The sequence below is a fragment of the Phreatobacter sp. genome, from assembly GCF_027532945.1.
Taxonomy (GTDB): domain Bacteria; phylum Pseudomonadota; class Alphaproteobacteria; order Rhizobiales; family Phreatobacteraceae; genus Phreatobacter.
In genome coordinates this window covers 212,621-231,672 of record NZ_JAPZTZ010000014.1, presented here as the reverse complement: position 1 = coordinate 231,672, position 19,052 = coordinate 212,621, and the positions used below count along the sequence as shown (strand labels likewise).

Genomic DNA, 19,052 nt, shown 5'->3' with positions numbered 1-19,052 from the left:
AGGGCTGCGGGGCATCGCAAGGCGATACCGCGCTGCAACAATATGCCTAGGGTCGCCGGAAAAGGCAAGAAGGCTGTCCCATTTTTTTGCGCGCCATAAGACAGCTTCGCGTCAGAGGCCGCGGCGGGGGTCGGGCGCCCGCAGGTAGGCGAGGGTGGCGCAGGCGAGCAGGACCGCCTGCAGCGTGAAAGCGACCTGGAAGGCGGCGAGCGGATAGACACTGGCGCCGCCCGCCACCGCCTTCACCGCGAGGCCGGTGACCCACTGGGTGGCGAAGCTGCCGCTCATCGTGCCCATGTTGATCAGCGACAGGCCACGCCCGGTGAGCTCGGGGGGAAAGAGCGCCTTGGAATGGGCGACGAGCACCGGCGTGAAGGCGCAGGAGAAGCCCAGCACCGCCATGAGGATCGCCGCAGCGAGCGTCGACGTGGAGCCGCCGAGGACAAGGCCGCCCACCAGCAGGAGCGAGAGTGCGGCGCCGGTGACGGCCACCGGCTTGTAGGCCCCCGCGAGCCGGTCGGCCGACCCCCAGGCCATCGTGCCGATGATCTGGGCCAGCGCCATCGCGAAGAGCACCTTGCCCTGCATGGCGAGGTCAGCGCCGTGGACATGGGCGAGATAGGGGCCACCCCAGAGGCCGATGATGAGGCCGAAGGTCGAATAGGTGGAGAAGGACATGAGGAAGAGCGGCACGAAGCCCCTGGTCCTCACCACCGCGCCGATGCCGGCGAAGGCCTCGCCGAGCGTTTCCCGTTTCGCGCCGGGGAGGCGGCCGGTCGCGGGGCCGCGGACCACAACGAGGATGGCGAGGAGCAGCACGGCGGAGACCGCCGCGGCGAGCAGGAAGGCGGAGCGCCAGCCCTGCGTCGCGGTCATCCAGCCCAGCGGCGCGGTAGCGATGAGCGTGCCGAGGCTCGAGAAGGCGATCTGGAAACCGGTGAGGCTGGCGAAGACGGCAGGGTCGAAGCTGCGCGCATAGACGACCAGCGGCGCCATGAAGAAGGTCGAGCAGCCGATGCCGAGCAGGAGGCGGCCGGCGACGAGGCCGGCCTGGCCGGTCGCGCCGGCAAAGACGAGCGCACCCGCCACGACGAAGAGCCCTGAGCCGAGCAGGGCGGTCCGCGGGCCCCAGCGGTCGATGACGATGCCGACGGGGATCTGGCAGAGCGCGAAGATCAGGAAGAAGGAGGAGGCAACGAGGCCGAGCTGGTCAGGATCGAGGTCGAGTTCGCCCGCGAGGGTGGTGGCGATGACACCGACCGAGTTGCGGAAGAACTGGCTCATCAGGGTGGCGGTGGCGAGCACGGCCACCAGGCCGACGAGCGCCGTGCCGATCACGCCCGAGCGGGGGGATGTCTGGTCCGTCACCTCGGGGGTTCCCTCTCTCGCCGGGCGGCGACACTGCCCGTCGTCTCTCTCAGCGGCAAGGCCCGCTGCGCAGCCCTGAACCCACCGCGGCGCATGCGGCAGGCCCTTCGCGCCGCGTCCCGCCCATTGCCGCGGCAGGGCGGCCTGCCTATAGGACGCGGACCCGGCCGCCAGAGAAGGACGCCCCCGTGAGCGCTGTCGATTTCGAGAGCTTCGTCCGTGATCTTGCCCGCCTGTCGGGAGAGGCCATCCTGCCCTTCTTCCGCTCCTCCATCGGGGTGGAGAACAAGGCCGGCCTCGGCGCCTTCGACCCCGTCACCGAGGGCGACCGCGCCGGCGAGGCGGTGATGCGCCAGCTCATCAAGCGCACCTTCCCCGCCCATGGCATTGTCGGCGAGGAATATGGCGCCGAGAACGCCGATGCCGAGCATGTGTGGATCCTCGATCCCATCGACGGCACCAAGGCCTTCATTGCCGGCATTCCGGTCTGGGGCACGCTGATCGGCCTCGCCCGCCAGGGCACGCCGATCTTCGGCATGATGCACCAGCCCTTCATCGGCGAGCGCTTCTGGGGCGATGGCGCCGCGGCGCGCTACGAGGGCCCGGCCGGCCAGCGCAGCCTTCGCACGCGCCCCTGCACCGGGCTCGATGCGGCGACCATCATGACCACCTCGCCGAAGCTCTTCGACGCCGAGACCAAGGGGCTCTATGACAAGGTCGAGGCGCGCTGCCGCACCTATCGCTACGGCGCCGACTGCTACGCCTATTGCATGCTGGCCGCCGGTCATGTCGACCTCGTGGTCGAGGCGGGCCTGAAGCCCTATGACATCGCCGCGCTGGTGCCGATCATCGAGGGCGCGGGCGGCATCGTCACCACCTGGGACGGCGGCGCTGCCAGCGGCGGCGGGCGCATCGTCGCGGCCGGCGACAAGCGCGTCCATGCCGAGGCGCTGGCGATCCTCAACGCTTGAGGCTCAGAGATAGGCCTGCTCGCCGGGAATGAAGGCGTCAAAGGCGGCCCAGAACTGGCTGCGGATGGCGTCGCGCTCCTGCAGCAGCTCGTGTTTCGCGCCTGGCACGACGACGCAGCCCACCGCCTTGGCGCGGCGGGCGAAATCCTCGACCGCCGGCGTGTCGACCAGCGGGTCAAGTGCCGCGCCCATCAGCAGCATGGGCTGGCGGATGTCGCGGGTATAGAGCGGATGGGCGAAGCGCTGGGTCACCGCGATGGCCTCGCGCAGCCAGCCGATGGTGGGTGCGCCGAGGCCGAGCCGTGCATCGGCGAGGGCATAGGCGGCGGTGCGGGCATAGCGCTCCGGGTCCTGCGTCACCGGATTGCCCTCGAAGGGCTTCAGCGCCATGGGCTTGGCCGAGCCGCCGGGAATGATCGCGCCGCCGAGGCCGGCGAGCGACAGGGCGCCGACCAAGAGACCGACCGCCTTGGGATGGCTGACCTGGCGCAGTTTCACCATGGGGGCGGTGAGCACCATGCGGTCGAACCAGGTGCGGCCGGCCTTGGCCGCCTCGATCAGGATGGCGCCGCCCATGGAATGGCCGAGCGCGAAGAAGGGCGGGCGGCAGTCGGGCAGGCCGATCAGGGTCATGACCGCCTCGAGGTCGCGCTGGTAATGGGCGAAGCGGCGGGCGTGGCCCTTGCGCCCATCCGACAGCAGCCGCCCCGAGCCGCCCTGGCCGCGCCAGTCGAAGGCGAGGACACCGAAGCCGCGCTCGCGCAGCTCCGGGATCACCTCGATATATTTCTCGATGAACTCGGCCCGCCCCTGGCAGATGACGACGGTGCCGCGCCGCGGCGCGCCGGTTGCCTCCCAGCGGGCATAGCGGATGGGGATGCTGTCCTCGGTGGTGATCGTCCCGGCGCGGACGCCGGGGGGGATCGGCCAGTCGGGAAGCGCGACGAGGTCCATCGGCGGGCGGGCTCACGAATCGGCGGCGGAAGCGATCAGGGCTCCCGTCCGCTTACCATGGCCGCGCCGGGCGGTCAGCGCAGGATGCGGGTGTCGCGCCCGGTATAGGGATCGCGCTCCCAGCCGGGCGGCGGCGGACGGCGCGGGCGATAGACCGGCTCCTCCTCGTAGTAGCGGACGGGCGGCGGCTCGTAGTAGCGCGGCGCTGGGCGATAGTACGGACGCTCCTCATAGACGCGCGGCGGGGCCCAGCCGCCGCCATAATAGCCTGGCCCGCAGGGACGGCGGATCCAGACGAGCCGCTGCTCGCCGGTGAAGGGGTCGATCTGGATCCGGCGGATGGGCGGGCCGCAATCCTGGACCTGGAGGAGGGGCCCCTCGAGCGGGGCAGGGACGGCCAACGGCATGGCTGCGGCCGTTGCGGCGCTGGCGGCGAGGATGAGGGTGGCGAGGCTTGGCGTCTTCATGGCGGTCCTCCCGGGACATGCGTGTGCAGTCTTGGCGATATCGACGCCTGCCGCAAGGTGAGACCGCCGCGGGCGGTCAGGGTGCCCCGTGCGGCTCGCGCGGCGCACGGCCGTTGCCGACGACACGCAGGCCGATGAGCTCACCATTCCGCGCATCCATGACAAGGCGAAGGCGCTGGCCGAAGCGGTCGGTGCCGTGGGTCAGGTAGGTGCTGCCGCGGCGCACCACCGGGTCGGTGACGGCATAGCCGCGCTGGGAGAGCCTGGCGGGAACGTCGGCGGCACTCATCTCCTGCGGGACGGGGCGACGGCGTCCAGCCTCATCGGCGCGGGCGAGGCCGCCCGCACAGGCGAGCAGCGCGACCGCGAGGGCGATGGTGGCAGAGGCCGCGACGATGCCGAGCACGGCCGGCGAGCGCGAGGCGAGGGTGGTGGAGGAGAGCCGCATGGCGGGACCCGTTCTGGATGACCCGCCGGGACAGGCGACGGGTCGATGATGGCGGGCACTCTGCCGCCTCCCGCCTGAACCCTCCCGGAAAGCGCCGTTCACCCGGCCTTCATGCGAAAAATTGCTCGGCGACCGCCCCCTTGCGCGGCCAAGGACCGCTTCCTAACTCTCCTTCTGTGCAGGCCCCAGGTGGCTGCACACCCAACCGGACCCGGCCGCAACAGGCGGGTTCCTCGTCGATCCGATGTCGCTTGAAGGAGGACATCCATGCGCCATTTCGACCTCGCCCCGCTCTATCGTTCGACCGTGGGCTTCGACCGTCTTTTCTCCATGCTCGACCAGGCCTCCGGCCTCGAAGGTCCGGCCCCGTCCTACCCGCCCTACAATATCGAGCGCACCGGCGAGAACGCCTATCGCATCTCGGTGGCGGTGGCGGGCTTCACCGACAAGGACATCTCCATCGAGGTCAAGGAGCAGGCGCTCACCATCCGCGGCGAGAAGGCCGTGGCCGAGGGTGAGGGCAAGCCCGACTATCTCCACCAGGGCATCGCCGCCCGCGCCTTCGATCGCCGCTTCCAGCTCGCCGACCATGTGCAGGTGAAGGGCGCGGTGCTCGACCACGGCCTCCTCCATGTCGATCTCGTCCGCGAGATCCCGGAGGCGATGAAGCCGCGGCAGATCCCGATCGGCGGCGGCAACGCTTCGCCGCGGGTGATCGAGGGTGCGGCCAGCCGCCAGGTGGCCTGATCCAGCCAGACCTGGATTCTGGCATCACCTGACGGCCGGGCCGCCCTCCAACGGCCCTTCCTGAGATGCGCGAACGCCCCGGTGAGGCATCACCGGGGCGTTTCGTCATGTCGGGGAGGGAGTGGGCGGCGCCCTCAGGGCCGGCTGCCGGGCGGCGGCGCCTCGCCATTGGGGCCGAGGAAGCGGCCGTCGATCAGCACGCCGTCGCTCTCGGGCCTCTGCGCGGTCTCGGTGGTCGGCGCTGCTGGCGCGGGCGGTGTTACCTGCGGCGGCTGGACGGCGACCGGCGGTTCGACCGCGGAACGGTCGGGCTGCGGAGCGGGTGTCGCGGCAGCCGGGGGAGCGGGCTCCACCGGCGGGGCGGTGACGGCGGGCGCCGGCGGCTCCACGGCCTGCGGCGCAGTGACCGCGGGCGGCGTGATCGGCTGCTGGGGCTCGACGCTGAGCGGCGGGGTCTGCGGAACCGGCACGGCGGCCGGCGGATCGACCCGGCGCGGCGGGACGGATGCCGCGGGCGGCGGTGCAACCGGTGCCTCGGCCGGGGGCGGGCTTGCCACCGGCGGCAGGGGCGGTGTTTCCGCCGGACGGTCGTCGAGGCCACGGCCGAGGTTCGGGCGCGGCTCTGGCACCGGCACGGCACGAGCGGTGATGTTGGGAGCCGGACGGGCCGGGCGCTCGGGCCTCTCGGGCCGCTCGAAGCCGTCGGGGTCGAGGCGGCCCTCGCGGATGGGCGGAGGGGCACGCACCGCGCCCTCGCGGCCAAAGCTCGGGCGTTCCTCCGGCCAGGCCGGCGGGGTGGAGAAGCGCGGCCCGGAGGGCTCGAGTTCGCGGATGTTGATCGGCGCGCCGGAATAGGCGTTGATCGTCACGCGGGCGCGCTGGCCCGCGCCGCCGACCGTTTCGACCACCCAGACGCGACCGGCAAGGCGCGGCCGGGAAATGGCGCGGTAGCCCATGGAGCGGGCGATGGCGACGGCTTCGGCGGGCGCGATGACGTCCTCGACCTCGGGCACGACATAGCGGCGGCGATAGACGGGCGGCTCGTCGTCATAGTCGTAGTAGCGCGGCCCCCAGCCGCCCCAGTACTGGACGGGCACAAGGTCGGACGTCGCGGTGGCGGGCGCGGCGAGGCGTGGACCTGCCAGTGGCGCTGCGGCCAGCGGGGCCGTCAGCAGCGCGCCGGTTGCGGCGATGATGGCGGCTGTGGCCGCCGTGATGAGACCGTGGCGCACGAAACGCGTCCTTCTCTTCCCCTCATGCCCCTCGCAACCTTTCGGCAAGGAGAACGGCGATTTCAGGGCGACATGCCGTGCCGGGTGAGGCGGACGCGTTGTGTGTCGTTACTCCGCCGCGAGCGGGCGGGCGGCCTTGGCGGCGATGGAGAGGAACCGTTCGATATCCGCCTCCGTCGTGGCGAAGGAGGTGACGAGGCGCATCATGCACTCGCCGGGACCGGCGCGCTCAGCCTCGGGCAGGCCCTTGTCGGACCAGGGATAGAAGACCGCGCCCTCCGCCTTCAGCGCGTCGACGATCTCCTGCCGGAAGATCGGAAAAAGGCCGTTGGCGTCAGGCTTGATCGGCAGACGGATGCCGGGAATGGCCGCAAGCCCCTCGGCGAGCCGTGCCGCGGCGGCATTGGCGTGGCGGGCGAGCTCCAGCCAATGGCCGCCGTCGAGAAAGGCCTCCATCTGGGCTGCGAGGAAGCGGTGCTTGGAGAGCAGGTGCCCGCCCCGCATCCGCCGGCGCACCATCTCATTCGCCTTGGCGGGTTCGAAATAGACCAGCGCCTCGCAGGCGATGGTGCCGCCCTTGGTGGTGCCGAAGGAGAGCACGTCCACGCCGGCCTTCCAGGTGATCTCCGCCGGCGTGCAGCCGAGGGCTGCCACCGCATTGGCGAAGCGGGCGCCGTCCATGTGGACGCCGAGGCCGTGGCGCCTTGCGATGGCGACGAGCTCCGTCACCTCGGCGACGGAATAGACCTGGCCGAGTTCGGTGGACTGGGTGATGGAGAGGGCGTGGATCGGCGCATTGTGCGGCACGCGACGGCCGAGGCCGGCAATGGTCGCCTCCAGCGCCTTCGCGGTGATCTTGGCGCCGCGGCCGGGAATGCCGACCAGCTTGGCGCCGCCGGTGAAGAATTCCGGCCCGCAGCACTCGTCCTCGATGACATGGCTCTCGTCGTGGCAGAGGACGATGCCCCAGGGCGGCGTCAGGGTGGATAGGGCGAGGCCATTCGCCGCCGTGCCGGTGGCGACCATGAACACCGCGACCTCGCGTTCGAAGAGATCGGCGAGCCGGCGCTCGACGGCCTTGGTGGCGTCGTCATTGCCATAGCCGAGCCGCGCTCCGCCATTGGCGGCGAGGATCGCCTGCATGACCTTGTCGGAGGCCCCGAGGCCGTTGTCGCTTGCGAAGAACATGGATCAGCTCTTGAAGAGGGGCGTGAAGTCGGACCAGTTCTCGACCTTGAACGCCCGTATGTCCCGCACACAGGTGCCGAACCACGGCAATGCGCGCAAGGCATCGACAGCGCGCATCAGATCCGCGAGGTCACCGGTCCGGGATACATAGACAGACCCCTGGACCCATTCGAAGCCGAGGCTGCCGAGGACCTGGTTGATGTCCTCATAAGCCTGGGGCACCCGGCGTGGGTAGGAAGCGCGCAACTCAGCGACGACGAGGTCGAAGGTGATGGCGAACACGCGCCCTACCGCTCCAGCGGATCGTCGAGAATGTCGGTGAGGGGATAGTCGACCGTCTCGCCCGTCGTGACGACGCGGACCTGCATGAGCAGCCCCTCGGAGGCGCTGACGGTGCCAACAGCGAGGATCTCATAGACCGGGCCGTAGAGCCCGAAGCGACGGCATGACCCCACCAGTGCAGCGGGGTCAATCCGGACATCGTCGGGCGATCGCACGGTGACGTTCATGCGCCGAGGATGCCCGAAGACAGGTGGTATGTCACGGGCGCTGGCGAAATCTGGGGTGTCCGCGCCCGGACCGCGAACGGCAGGTCCAAAAAAGCGATGCCCGGGATTGGCCCGGGCATCGGCTCTGAAAGCTTGTTGAATCGAAGCCTAGGGACGCCCCCGCCGCTCAGCGCGGCAGGGTGGTCGTGCCCATCAGGTCCTTGTCGATGGCGTGGGCGGCCTGGCGGCCTTCCCGGATCGCCCAGACGACGAGGCTCTGGCCGCGGCGCATGTCGCCGGCCGCGTAAACCTTCGCCACCGAGGTGCGGTAGTCGTTGGTGTTGGCGGCGACGTTCTTGCGCGCATCGAGGCCGACGGAGAGGCTCTCGACCATGCCCTCGTGGACCGGGTTGACGAAGCCCATGGCGAGCAGGACGAGATCGGCCTTCAGCTCGAACTCGGAGCCCGGCACCGGCTGCATCTTGTCGTCGACGCGGACACACCTGAGGCTCTTCACGCGGCCATTGGCGCCGGTGAATTCCGAGGTCATGACGGCGAAGTCACGCTCGGCGCCTTCCTCGTGGCTGGAGGAGGTGCGCAGCTTCAGCGGCCAGAGCGGCCAAACCATCCCCTTGTCCTCCTTCGTCGGAGGCTTCGGCATGATCTCGAGCTGGGTCACCGAGAGCGCGCCCTGGCGCACCGAGGTGCCGATGCAGTCCGAGCCGGTGTCGCCGCCGCCGATGACGACGACGTGCTTGCCGGAGGCGAGGATCGGCTCGTTGGTGCCGACGGGCTCGCCGGCGACGCGGCGGTTCTGCTGCGGCAGGAAGTCCATGGCGAAATGGACGCCATCAAGGTCGCGGCCGGGAACGGGCAGGTCGCGCGGCTTTTCCGCACCGCCGGAGAGCAGCACGGCATCATAGCCGTCGAGCAGCTCCTGCACGGGGCGGGTGACGCCGATATGCTCGTTGTAGTGGAAGGTGACGCCCTCGGCGTCCATTTGATGGATGCGGCGGTCGATGAGCCGCTTCTCCATCTTGAAGTCCGGAATGCCGTAGCGGAGGAGGCCGCCGGCCTTGGCGAACTTCTCGTAGACGTGGACGTCATGGCCGGCGCGGGCGAGCTGCTGCGCGGCGGCAAGGCCCGCCGGTCCCGAACCGATGACGGCGACCTTCTTGCCGGTCTTCACCTTGGCCGGCTCGGGCGTGATCCAGCCCTCGTTCCAGGCGCGGTCGACGATGGCGCATTCGATCGTCTTGATGGTGACCGGGGTGTCCTCGATGTTCAGCGTGCAGGCCGCCTCGCAGGGCGCGGGGCAGACGCGGCCGGTGAACTCGGGGAAATTGTTGGTGGAGTGGAGGTTGATCGACGCCTCACGCCAGCCGCCATTGTAGACGAGGTCGTTCCAGTCGGGGATCTGGTTATTGACCGGGCAGCCGTTGTGACAGAACGGAATGCCGCAATTCATGCAGCGCGCAGCCTGGTTGCGCGTGCCTTCCTCGCTCAGCGGGATGACGAATTCGCGGTAGTGGCGGATGCGGTCGCCTGCCGGCGCATAGCGCCGGTCCTGACGGTCGATCTCCAAGAAACCCGTGACCTTCCCCATCGTCTTACTCTCCTGCCAGCGCGAGCGGGCGCTGCTGGGCCTGTTCCATTTCCTGAAGCGCGCGGCGGTACTCGACCGGCATCACCTTCCTGAATTTCGGCAGCATCTCCGACCAGTTGTCGAGGATGTCCCTGGCGCGCTTGGAGCCCGTGTAGCGGGCGTGGTTGGCAATGAGCTGGTGCAGGCGCTCGGCGTCGAAGCGGCTCATGTCGCTCATCACGTCCACCCGGCCGTGGCTGTCGAGGCCGCCGGACTGGTGATAGACGCGCGACAGCAGCTCGTCCTCCTCCGGAACCGGCTCAAGCTCGACCATGGCGAGGTTGCAGCGGCGGGCGAAGTCGCCCTCCTCGTCGAGCACATAGGCGATGCCGCCGGACATGCCCGCCGCGAAGTTGCGGCCGGTCTGGCCGAGCACGACGACGACGCCGCCGGTCATGTATTCGCAGCCGTGGTCGCCGGTGCCCTCGACCACCGCGATGGCGCCCGAGTTGCGCACCGCGAAGCGCTCGCCGGCGACGCCACGGAAGTAGCATTCGCCCTCGATGGCGCCGTAGAGCACGGTGTTGCCGACGATGATCGAGTTGTCGACGTCGAGGCTGGTGGCCTCGGCGGCGGGATAGACGATCAGCTTGCCGCCCGAGAGGCCCTTGCCGACATAGTCATTGGCCTCGCCCTCGAGCTCCAGCGTGACGCCGCGGGCGACCCAGGCGCCGAAGCTCTGGCCGGCGGTGCCCTTCAGCTTCACGTGGATGGCGTCGTCGGTGAGGCCGGTATGGCCGAACTTCGCCGCGACCGCGCCCGACAGCATGGCGCCGACCGAGCGGTTGACGCTGCCGATGGCCGTCTCGATGACGACCGGCTTGCCCTCGTCGAGGGCGGGCTTGGCCGCCTCGATGAGCTTGCGGTCGAGCACCGCCTCGAGGTGATGGTTCTGCGTCTCGGAGTGATAGACGCCCACCTCGGCCGGGACATCGGGCTTGTGGAAGAGCCGCGAGAAATCGAGGCCCTTGGCCTTCCAGTGGTCGACGGCCTCGCGGCGGTCGAGCATCTGCATCTGGCCGACCATCTCGTCGATGGAGCGGTAGCCCATGGAGGCCATCAGCTCGCGCACTTCCTCGGCGACGAAGAAGAAGTAGTTGATGACGTGCTCGGGCTGGCCCTTGAAGCGCTTGCGCAGCACCGGATCCTGGGTGGCGACGCCAACCGGGCAGGTGTTGAGATGGCACTTGCGCATCATGATGCAGCCGGCGGCGATCAGCGGCGCGGTGGCGAAGCCGAACTCGTCGGCACCCAGCAGCGCGCCCACGACCACGTCACGGCCGGTGCGCAGGCCGCCATCGACCTGCACCGCGATGCGCGAGCGCAGGCGGTTCAGCACCAGGGTCTGGTGGGTCTCGGCGAGGCCGATCTCCCACGGCGAGCCCGTGTGCTTGATGGAGGTGAGCGGCGAGGCGCCGGTGCCGCCCTCGAAGCCGGAGATCGTCACATGGTCGGCGCGCGCCTTGGCGACGCCCGCGGCAACGGTGCCGACGCCGACCTCGGAGACGAGCTTCACCGAGACGTCGGCCCGGGGGTTGACGTTCTTCAGGTCGTAGATGAGCTGCGCCAGATCCTCGATCGAGTAGATGTCGTGGTGCGGCGGCGGCGAGATGAGGCCGACGCCCGGCGTCGAGTGACGCACCTTGGCGATGACCGCATCGACCTTGTGGCCGGGCAGCTGGCCGCCCTCGCCGGGCTTGGCGCCCTGGGCCATCTTGATCTGCATGACGTCGGAATTGACGAGGTATTCCGTCGTCACGCCGAAGCGGCCGGAGGCCACCTGCTTGATGGCCGAGCGCATGGAGCGCCCGTCCGGCAGGGGCTGGAAGCGCTCGGATTCCTCGCCGCCCTCGCCGGTGTTCGACTTGGCGCCAATGGCGTTCATGGCGAGCGCCAGGTTGGTGTGGGCCTCGCGCGAGATCGAGCCATAGGACATGGCGCCGGTGGCGAAGCGCTTGACGATGCTCGCCGCCGGCTCGACCTCGTCGAGCGGCACGGCCTTGCGGCCCACCTCCTCGGCGGTCTTGATGCGGAACAGGCCGCGGATGGTCTGCAGCCGGCTCGCCTGCTCGTTCACGAGGCGGGCGAACTCGCGGTAGCGGTCCTGGCTGTTGCCGCGCACGGCGTGCTGGAGGGCGGCCACCGTCTCCGGCGACCAGACATGGTCCTCGCCGCGGATGCGGTAGGCATATTCGCCACCGACCTCGAGGCTCGTGAGCAGGGTCGGATCATCAGAGAAGGCGCCGGTGTGACGCGACACCGTCTCCTCGGCGACCTCGGGCAGGCCGACGCCGCCGATGCGGGTGGCGGTGCCGGTGAAGTACTGCGCCACGAAGTCGTCGCCGAGGCCGACGGCGTCGAAGATCTGCGCACCGCAATAGGACTGGTAGGTGGAGATGCCCATCTTGGACATCACCTTCATGATGCCCTTGCCGATCGACTTGATGAAGCGCTTCACCACCTCGTGGGCGTCCACCTCCGGCGGCAGCTGGCCCTTCTCGTGCAGCTCCTCGAGGGTCTCGAAGGCGAGATAGGGGTTGATCGCCTCGGCGCCATAGCCGGCGAGGCAGCAGAAGTGATGCACCTCGCGCGCCTCACCGGTCTCCACGACGAGGCCGGCGGCGGTGCGCAGGCCCTTGCGGATCAGGTGATGGTGCACGGCGGCGGTGGCGAGCAGCGCCGGGATCGGGATGCGGTCCGGGCCGACCATGCGGTCGGACAGGATGATGATGTTGTAGCGGCCGTGGACGGCAGCCTCGGCGCGGTCGCAGAGCAGCTGCAGGGCTTCCGCCATGCCGGCGGCGCCCTTGGCGGCCGGATAGGTGATGTCGAGGGTCTTCGTGTCGAAGGAATCCTCGCGATGGCCGATGCAGCGGATCTTCTCCAGGTCCTCGTTGGTGAGGATCGGCTGGCGGACCTCTAGGCGCTTGCGGCGCGAGGTGCCGTCGAGGTCGAACAGGTTCGGCCGCGGCCCGATGAAGGAGACGAGGCTCATGACGAGCTCCTCGCGGATCGGATCGATCGGCGGGTTCGTCACCTGGGCGAAGTTCTGCTTGAAGTAGGTGTAGAGCAGCTTCGACTTGGAGGAGAGGGCGGAGATGGGCGTGTCGGTGCCCATCGAACCGACGGCCTCCTGGCCGGTCGTCGCCATCGGCTCGAGGAGGATCTTCACGTCCTCCTGAGTGTAGCCGAAGGCCTGCTGCTTATCGAGAAGCGGCACGTCGGTGCGCGAGGCGCGCGGCTCCACCGGCGGCAGGTCCTCAAGGATCAGCTGCGAGCGCTCCAGCCACTCCTTGTAGGGGTTGGAGGCGGCGAGCTGCGCCTTGATCTCCTCGTCGGAGATGATGCGGCCCTCGGCGAGGTCGACGAGGAGCATCTTGCCGGGCTGGAGGCGCCACTTGCGGACGATGTCGCTCTCCGGAACGGGCAGAACGCCCATCTCGGAGGCCATGATGATGCGGTCGTCCTTGGTGACGAACCAGCGGGCGGGGCGCAGGCCGTTGCGGTCCAGCGTCGCGCCGATCTGGCGGCCATCGGTGAAGGCGATGGAGGCCGGGCCGTCCCAGGGCTCCATGATCGCCGCATGGTACTCGTAGAAGGCGCGGCGCTGCTCATCCATGAGCTTGTTGCCGGCCCAGGCCTCGGGCACCAGCATCATCACCGCATGGGCGAGCGAGTAGCCGCCCTGGACGAGGAATTCCAGCGCGTTGTCGAAGCAGGCGGTGTCCGACTGGCCCTCGTAGGAGATCGGCCAGAGCTTGGAGATGTCGTTGCCGAAGAGCTCGGAATCGACGCTCGCCTGGCGGGCCGCCATCCAGTTGACGTTGCCGCGCAGCGTGTTGATCTCGCCGTTATGGGCGACCATCCGGTAGGGATGGGCGAGCGACCAGGCCGGGAAGGTGTTGGTCGAGAAGCGCTGGTGCACGAGGGCGAGGGCGCTCTCGAAGCTCGGATCGTGCAGGTCCGGATAGTAGGAGCCGAGCTGGTCGGCCAGGAACATGCCCTTGTAGACGATGGTCCGGCACGACAGCGACACCGGGTAATAGCCCTTGGTGCGCGGGTCGTTCAGGTCATAGACGAGGTTGGAGATGACCTTGCGCAGCACGAAGAGGCGGCGCTCGAACTCCTCCTCGCTCTCCACGCCCGGGCCGCGGGCGACGAAGATCTGCTTGTGCAGCGGCTCGGTCGGCTTGACGCTCTCGCCCAGCGAGGCGTTGTCGGTCGGCACGTCGCGCCAGCCGAGCAGCACCTGGCCCTCGTCGGCGACGACCTTCTCGATGGCCTCGCGCACGATGGCCTGTCCGGCCGGGTCGCGCGGGAAGAAAATGAAGCCGACGGCGTAATGGCCGGGCTCGGGCAGGGAGAAGCCGAGCTTCGCCGCTTCCTTGCGGAAGAAGGCGTCCGGGATCTGGACGAGCATGCCGGCGCCGTCGCCGGCGCGCGGGTCGGCGCCGACAGCGCCGCGATGCTCGAGGTTGAGCAGGATCTGGATGCCGTCCTGGACGATCTTGTGGGACTTGCGACCCTTCATGTCGGCGATGAAGCCAACGCCGCAGGCGTCCTTCTCGTTGCGCGGGTCATAAAGACCCTGCGCTTCCGGCAGGCCCGGATCGATCACGGCACGCGTGCGGTTTTTGGTGACGGCGGGCGTATTGGCTTTCGTGGCGCGGCCCATGCCCGCCTCGACCCCCAGACCCGACATCGCACCAAAAGGCTGCGTGCTCATCATCCACCTCAATTGCGGCCGGAGCCGCGGTTCGTGCCCTCACCGTGACACAGGAAGCCGGCGCGAGCGACGGGACCATCCCGCCACCGACCGGCATGCAGATTCGGGGCCCTTTTCGTCCTCCCCGGAGCCCCTTGATCGGGGTCTTGACGGATAGGGCAGCGATGCTGACCTTTCTCCGGCCGTTATTTGACAGATTTCAAACAGCGACACAAGCGCCATTACGTGCCGCAAGGCGGCCCGGGATCACCTTTATTGCCAACGCTTGCGCAAAGGCATCCCAAAGGCAACGGATAGGGCCTCCGGGACGCAACTTTATGACCGTCAGGGCGACCGGGCTGTCGGGCCCGCCGCCGGCGCTACGGCGGCCTCCGCCGGGCGCGGCCAGCGGAAGTCGTCGATGCGACCGGTCATCGGGACGGGGGCCTCGCCCCGGACCAGGACGGAGGCGGCGGCGCTGCCTGCCGGACGGGCGCCACTTCCCCCCGCGAGTTGGCCGCCGGCGGGGGCGGCGCTCGGCGCGGTGGTGCCCTGGGGCAGCGCCGGGTTGCCATGCAGCACGAAGACCGGGCCGATGGCGGGACGCGGTGGCGCAGCGGGCACAGGCGTCCCCGGCGCGACCGTTCCGGGGGCCGTCGCCTCGGGTCCGCCCGCAGGCGGTGCAGGCGCCCCCGGATCGGTGCCCGGCGGCAGGGCCGGCGTGATGCGGCCGACGAGATCGCGGCGCAGTTCCTGTTCGAGGAAGAGGGCGAGCTTGCGCGCACCCGCAATGGTGAAATGGACGCCGTCGGCGGTTCTCAGGCGGCGGATCTGGCCGGCGAAGTCGGGGCCGAACTGCGTGTAATTGCCATGTTCGTCGACGAAGCCGTTCCAGACGTCGACGAAGGTGACGCCGTTGCGCTCGGCCCGCTCCTTGTAGATCGTGTTGAGGAGCTGCATGTGGGTCGACAGGCGCTGGCCGCGCAGCGGCGGCACGCCGACCCAGTAGACCGGCACGCCGCGCGCCTTCATCGCCTGCATCACCTGGTCGACGCGCTCGGCATAGAGGCCGCGCCAGCGCTCGTCCTCGGGGTCCACCGTCTCGCGTTCGAGACGGATGGCCTGACGGTCATTGGAGCCGAGCAGCATCACGACGAAGTCGATCTTGGCGATGCCGGCGAAAGTTTCCGGCACGGCCTTGGTCCAGTCGAGGACATCTGGCCTTGTCAGGCCGGAGGCGAGCCGGCTGCGGTCGATGATGCCAAGCTCGGGCACGTCCTCGAAGGCGGGCCCTAGGCCATAGGCGAGCCATTCCCCGAGATTGTCGCCGAGGACGAGGACGAAGGTGGTCGGCGCGCTGCCCTCCGTCGCCGGGCCGCGGGCCGTGGTGGCCGCGGGCGGGCGGATGGACTCGGCCGGGCGGGCGGCGCGCGGCGCCTGGCGCGAGCCCTGAGGGATCGACAGGATGCGCGGGCGCTGGTCACGCGGGGCGAGGAGGTGGGGGTAGCGATCGTCGACATAGGGCGCCTGCGCGCCGGCCGGCACCGCCGCGAAGGCGGCGATGGCGAGGCAGGCCAGCAGCAGGAGATGTCGAAGGATGGTCACCGGCAGGTCCGTCTGGTTCGAGGGACCGCCAGTCTAGCATCGGCCCGTCCGATGGGGACAAGTTTCAGTGTCCGGCGAGATGCCACCTGGCTTTGCGGCGGAATCTATCCCCGGTTCAGCCGCCGCGGCGCAGGCGCTGGAGCAGGGCGGCGGTGGGGAAACCGTCGGCCGGCATCCCGGCGCGCTGCTGGAAGCGCTGCAGCGCCTCGCGGGTTCCCGCCCCGAGCTTGCCGTCGACCGTGCCGGTATAGAGCCCGACCTGGCTCAGGCGCTGCTGCAGCTCGACCCGCTCCTGCTGGGTCAGCGGTCGCTCGGCCGTCGGCCAGGGCCGCACGAAGCCGCCGCCGCCGCGCAGCCGGTCGGCGAGATGGCCGACCGCCATCGCGTAGTTTTCGGAGTTGTTGTATTTCATGATGACCCGGAAATTCGGGAGCATCAGGAAGGCCGGACCGGCGGCGCCGCCCGGCAGATGCAGGAAGGCCTGGTCGCCGCGGCGCGGAAAGCCCTGGCCGCCGACGCGGCGCACGCCGCGGGCCTCCCACTGGGCGATGGCCTGCGGCCGGTCGCGGCCGGCAAGCGCCAGATCGAGGCCGGCGGGCACCGTCACCTCGTAACCCCAGCCCTGGCCGGTCTGCCAGCCTTCGGCGCGCAGCAGGTTGCCGGTCGACATCAGCGCATCCGGCACCGAACCGACGAGGTCGATCCGCTGTGAACCGCTCGCCGAGCGCGCCGCGCGGAGGAAGGTCGAGGGCATGAACTGGGTATGGCCGAAGGCGCCGGCCCAGGAGCCGCGGAAGGCGGCGGGGCTGACATGGCCCTGGTGGAGGATCTGCAGCGCCGCGACGAATTCGCCGCGGAAGAAGTCCTGGCGGCGGCCGTAGCAGGCGAGGGTGGCTGTGGCGCGGACCACGCTGGTATTGCCCTTGGACTTGCCGAAGCTCGTCTCGATACCCCAGATCGCCGCGATGATGTGCTTGTCGACGCCGGTCTCCTGCTGGGCCCGGTCGAAGGCGGCGCGATGGACCTGCAGCATGCGGCGGCCCTCGGCGATGCGGTTCGCCGCGACGAGGCCGTTGATATAGTCCCAGGGCTGGCGGGAGAATTCCGGCTGGCGGTCCAGCAGAGCGAGGATGGAATTGTCGGGGCTGAGGCCGGCGGTCGCCTCGGCGAAGACCTGGGGCAGGACGCCGCGCGAGCGGGCCTGCTGCTCGAGGCCGCGCAGGCAGTCCTGGAAGCTGCCCTGCGCCGCGGCGGGCGCAGCCGACAGGACGGCCAGGGCGAGTGCCGCGCCGAGAGTTTCGCGTCCCAAGGTTCCGCGTCGTTTCGTGTCGATCGTCATGCCAAGCGCCTCCGGTGCGGAACGGGCAGCTCCAGGCTCCAAGGAAAACAACGCTTACGCTGAACGAAGAGTTAAGCGCGGCCCGCCGATGCCGTCCATGGGTCAGTCGCGGGCGAGGCGGATATCGACCTCCGCCGCGACGAAGCGCCACTCTTCGGTGGCCCGGAGGCGGGAGAGCATGGCGTCGAAGGCCGGCTCCGCCTCGGGCGAAAATTCGAACCAGGTGAGGAAGTCAAAGGGGCCGCCGAGCTCGCGGCAATGGTGCAGCCGGCGGGCGATGGCGGGGAGATAATCCATGCCGATGGCGGTATGGCGAGAGCGCTCCTCGAAGATGGCGCGCCGCTCGTCCTGCGCCAAGGCCCACCAGTCCGGGTTCTTGGTGATCGGGATCAGAGCGGCGCGGGTGGCGGCCGGGCGCCCAAGGCCCTGCTGGCGCGCGGCGAGGCCGTCGGTCTCGGCGCGGGTCGCGTAGCGGGCGTTGCTGGTGCTGCCGGTCAGCGTCCAGAGGCCAGGCGGCGGGGCCTCGCCGCTCGTCACCGACAGCCGCGCCGCCGCTGCCAGCGGAGGACCGGCGACCGGATGGATCGCGAGGATGTGCCAGTCGCCGCTGGCGCCGGCCGTGAAGGAGACGGGGATCGGGCGGGTCATGGTTCCCGTCGATACAAGCCGCGTGCCAGCTTATGCCTCAGCCGCGCCGCAGCCTTTCGAGGAAGGCGCGGTCGGCCTCGCCGCTCTGCGGCATGCCGAACCGGCCCTGCATGGTGCGGACCGCCTGCTTCGACTTGTCGCCGAGGATGCCGTCGACGTCCCCGAGATCGAAACCGAGGCGGTTCAGCCGCGTCTGGATCTCCTCGCGGTCGGCGTGGGTGAGGCCACCTTCGCCGGGCGGCCAGGGCTTGGAGAAGCGGCCGGCGCCACGAATGCGGTCGCCGAGATGGGCGACGGCGAGGGCGTAGGAATCGGCGTTGTTGTAGCGCTTGATGACGTTGAAGTTGGAGCTCAGCAGCAGGTGCGGACCGCCTTCGCCGGCCGGCTTCCACAAGGTCGCCTCGGCGCCGCCGGCGAGCGAGCCCTCGCCGATGCGCCGCACGCCGGACGCCGCCCAGCTGTCGAAGCTCTTGCGCTGGCCGCGGGTGCCGGGAAGGCCCGGGGCGTGGACCTCCATGCCCCAGGGCACGCCAGGTTGCCAGCCGTTGCGGCGCAGGTAATTGGCCGCCGAGCCCATAGCGTCAGGGATCGAGGTCCAGATGTCGCGGCGCCCGTCGCCGGTGAAGTCCACGGCGAAGGCATGGAAGCTCGTCGGCATGAACTGGACATGGCCCATGGCGCCGGCCCAGGAGCCGATCATGTTCTGCGGCGTCGTGTCGCCGGACTGCAGGATGCGCAGGGCGGCGATCAGCTCGCGGCGAAAGAAGTCGACGCGCCGGCCGGCGGCGGCGAGCGTCGCCATGGCCTGGATCACGTAGTGCTCGCCGCGGGACGTTCCGTAGGAGGTCTCGTTGCCCCAGATGGAACAGATGATCTCGCCGGGCACGCCATAGCGCGCCTGGACCGCCTGGAAGGTGCCGCCATGCTCGCGAATGGCGGCCCGGCCGTTGGTGACGCGCTTGTTGGAGGCGCGCACGTCGACATAGTCACCGAGGGTCCGCCGGAATTCCGGCTGGCGCTGCGACAGCTCGATCACCCGCGGATTGGGCTGCACGCCGGCAAAGGCGCGGTCGAAGGTGGCGCGCGAGACGCCGGCCGAGGACGCAGCGGGCCAGAGGCCGGCGACGAAGCTCTCGAAGGACTGGGCCTCCGCCGGACCAACCAGGCCGGGGGCCGCGAGGGTTGCAAGGCCTGCGAGGGTGGCGCGGCGGGTCAGGAGGATGGGTGGGCGAGCGAACATGGCGGCG

The 19,052-nt window shown here is 69.9% G+C and carries 16 protein-coding genes; 2 read left to right on the top strand and 14 right to left on the bottom strand.

Translation table 11 applies throughout. The features are described 5' to 3' along the window. Window positions 1-111: 111 nt before the first annotated feature. The gene (locus O9344_RS11620) at window positions 112-1,368 is read right to left on the bottom strand and encodes an MFS transporter (protein WP_298476924.1); all 1,257 of its coding nucleotides are present in this window, start codon (window positions 1,366-1,368) and stop codon (window positions 112-114) included. Window positions 1,369-1,556: 188 nt separating this feature from the next. On the opposite strand from O9344_RS11620, the gene hisN reads away from it, so the two are divergent. Then, complete coding sequence (hisN, locus tag O9344_RS11615; RefSeq protein ID WP_298476921.1) at window positions 1,557-2,339, top strand: histidinol-phosphatase; 783 nt, start codon at window positions 1,557-1,559, stop codon at window positions 2,337-2,339. Window positions 2,340-2,342: 3 nt separating this feature from the next. Here the strand turns inward: hisN and O9344_RS11610 are convergent, their stop codons facing one another. The 3 genes from O9344_RS11610 to O9344_RS11600 form a co-directional block, all read right to left on the bottom strand. Further along, on the bottom strand, window positions 2,343-3,293 hold the full coding sequence (locus tag O9344_RS11610; protein ID WP_298476918.1) for an alpha/beta hydrolase: 951 nt from the start codon (window positions 3,291-3,293) through the stop codon (window positions 2,343-2,345). Window positions 3,294-3,367: 74 nt separating this feature from the next. Next, the gene (locus tag O9344_RS11605) at window positions 3,368-3,760 is read right to left on the bottom strand and encodes a hypothetical protein (RefSeq protein WP_298476915.1); all 393 of its coding nucleotides are present in this window, start codon (window positions 3,758-3,760) and stop codon (window positions 3,368-3,370) included. Window positions 3,761-3,836: 76 nt separating this feature from the next. Further along, complete coding sequence (locus O9344_RS11600; protein ID WP_298476913.1) at window positions 3,837-4,208, bottom strand: PepSY domain-containing protein; 372 nt, start codon at window positions 4,206-4,208, stop codon at window positions 3,837-3,839. A gap of 267 nt (window positions 4,209-4,475) precedes the next feature. Between O9344_RS11600 and O9344_RS11595 the strand changes: the two genes are divergently transcribed. Further along, the gene (locus O9344_RS11595; RefSeq protein WP_298476910.1) at window positions 4,476-4,955 is read left to right on the top strand and encodes an Hsp20 family protein; all 480 of its coding nucleotides are present in this window, start codon (window positions 4,476-4,478) and stop codon (window positions 4,953-4,955) included. Between the two features lie 134 nt (window positions 4,956-5,089). Here O9344_RS11595 and O9344_RS11590 read toward each other — a convergent pair whose 3' ends face one another. The 10 genes from O9344_RS11590 to O9344_RS11545 all read right to left on the bottom strand — a co-directional run bounded on the left by O9344_RS11590 (window position 5,090) and on the right by O9344_RS11545 (window position 19,045). Beyond that, window positions 5,090-6,187 carry a hypothetical protein gene (locus tag O9344_RS11590; RefSeq protein ID WP_298476907.1) on the bottom strand — a complete coding sequence of 366 codons (1,098 nt, stop codon included), beginning with the start codon at window positions 6,185-6,187 and terminating at the stop codon, window positions 5,090-5,092. A 108-nt stretch (window positions 6,188-6,295) separates the two neighbouring features. Beyond that, on the bottom strand, window positions 6,296-7,375 hold the full coding sequence (locus tag O9344_RS11585) for a beta-eliminating lyase-related protein (protein WP_298476904.1): 1,080 nt from the start codon (window positions 7,373-7,375) through the stop codon (window positions 6,296-6,298). 3 nt (window positions 7,376-7,378) lie between these two features. Beyond that, entirely contained in the window at window positions 7,379-7,657 is a 279-nt protein-coding gene (locus O9344_RS11580; RefSeq protein ID WP_298476901.1) for a virulence factor, read from the bottom strand. Between the two features lie 5 nt (window positions 7,658-7,662). Beyond that, window positions 7,663-7,872: a DUF5397 family protein gene (locus O9344_RS11575; protein ID WP_298476898.1), complete on the bottom strand. Its 210-nt coding sequence runs from the start codon at window positions 7,870-7,872 to the stop codon at window positions 7,663-7,665. Window positions 7,873-8,050: 178 nt separating this feature from the next. Continuing rightward, on the bottom strand, window positions 8,051-9,469 hold the full coding sequence (locus tag O9344_RS11570) for a glutamate synthase subunit beta (protein WP_298476895.1): 1,419 nt from the start codon (window positions 9,467-9,469) through the stop codon (window positions 8,051-8,053). A 4-nt stretch (window positions 9,470-9,473) separates the two neighbouring features. Then, window positions 9,474-14,183 (bottom strand): glutamate synthase large subunit, encoded by a 4,710-nt coding sequence (gene gltB / locus O9344_RS11565; protein ID WP_298477062.1) that lies wholly within the window; start codon window positions 14,181-14,183, stop codon window positions 9,474-9,476. Between the two features lie 375 nt (window positions 14,184-14,558). Further along, entirely contained in the window at window positions 14,559-15,818 is a 1,260-nt protein-coding gene (locus O9344_RS11560; RefSeq protein ID WP_298476892.1) for an SGNH family hydrolase, read from the bottom strand. A gap of 115 nt (window positions 15,819-15,933) precedes the next feature. Beyond that, a complete protein-coding gene (locus tag O9344_RS11555; protein WP_298476889.1) occupies window positions 15,934-17,127 on the bottom strand; it encodes a lytic murein transglycosylase in 1,194 nt (397 codons plus the stop codon). A gap of 132 nt (window positions 17,128-17,259) precedes the next feature. Continuing rightward, window positions 17,260-17,805, bottom strand: coding sequence for a chlorite dismutase family protein (locus O9344_RS11550; RefSeq protein ID WP_298476886.1), 546 nt, complete (start codon window positions 17,803-17,805; stop codon window positions 17,260-17,262). A gap of 37 nt (window positions 17,806-17,842) precedes the next feature. Continuing rightward, a complete protein-coding gene (locus tag O9344_RS11545) occupies window positions 17,843-19,045 on the bottom strand; it encodes a lytic murein transglycosylase (RefSeq protein ID WP_298476883.1) in 1,203 nt (400 codons plus the stop codon). Window positions 19,046-19,052 lie beyond the last annotated feature (7 nt).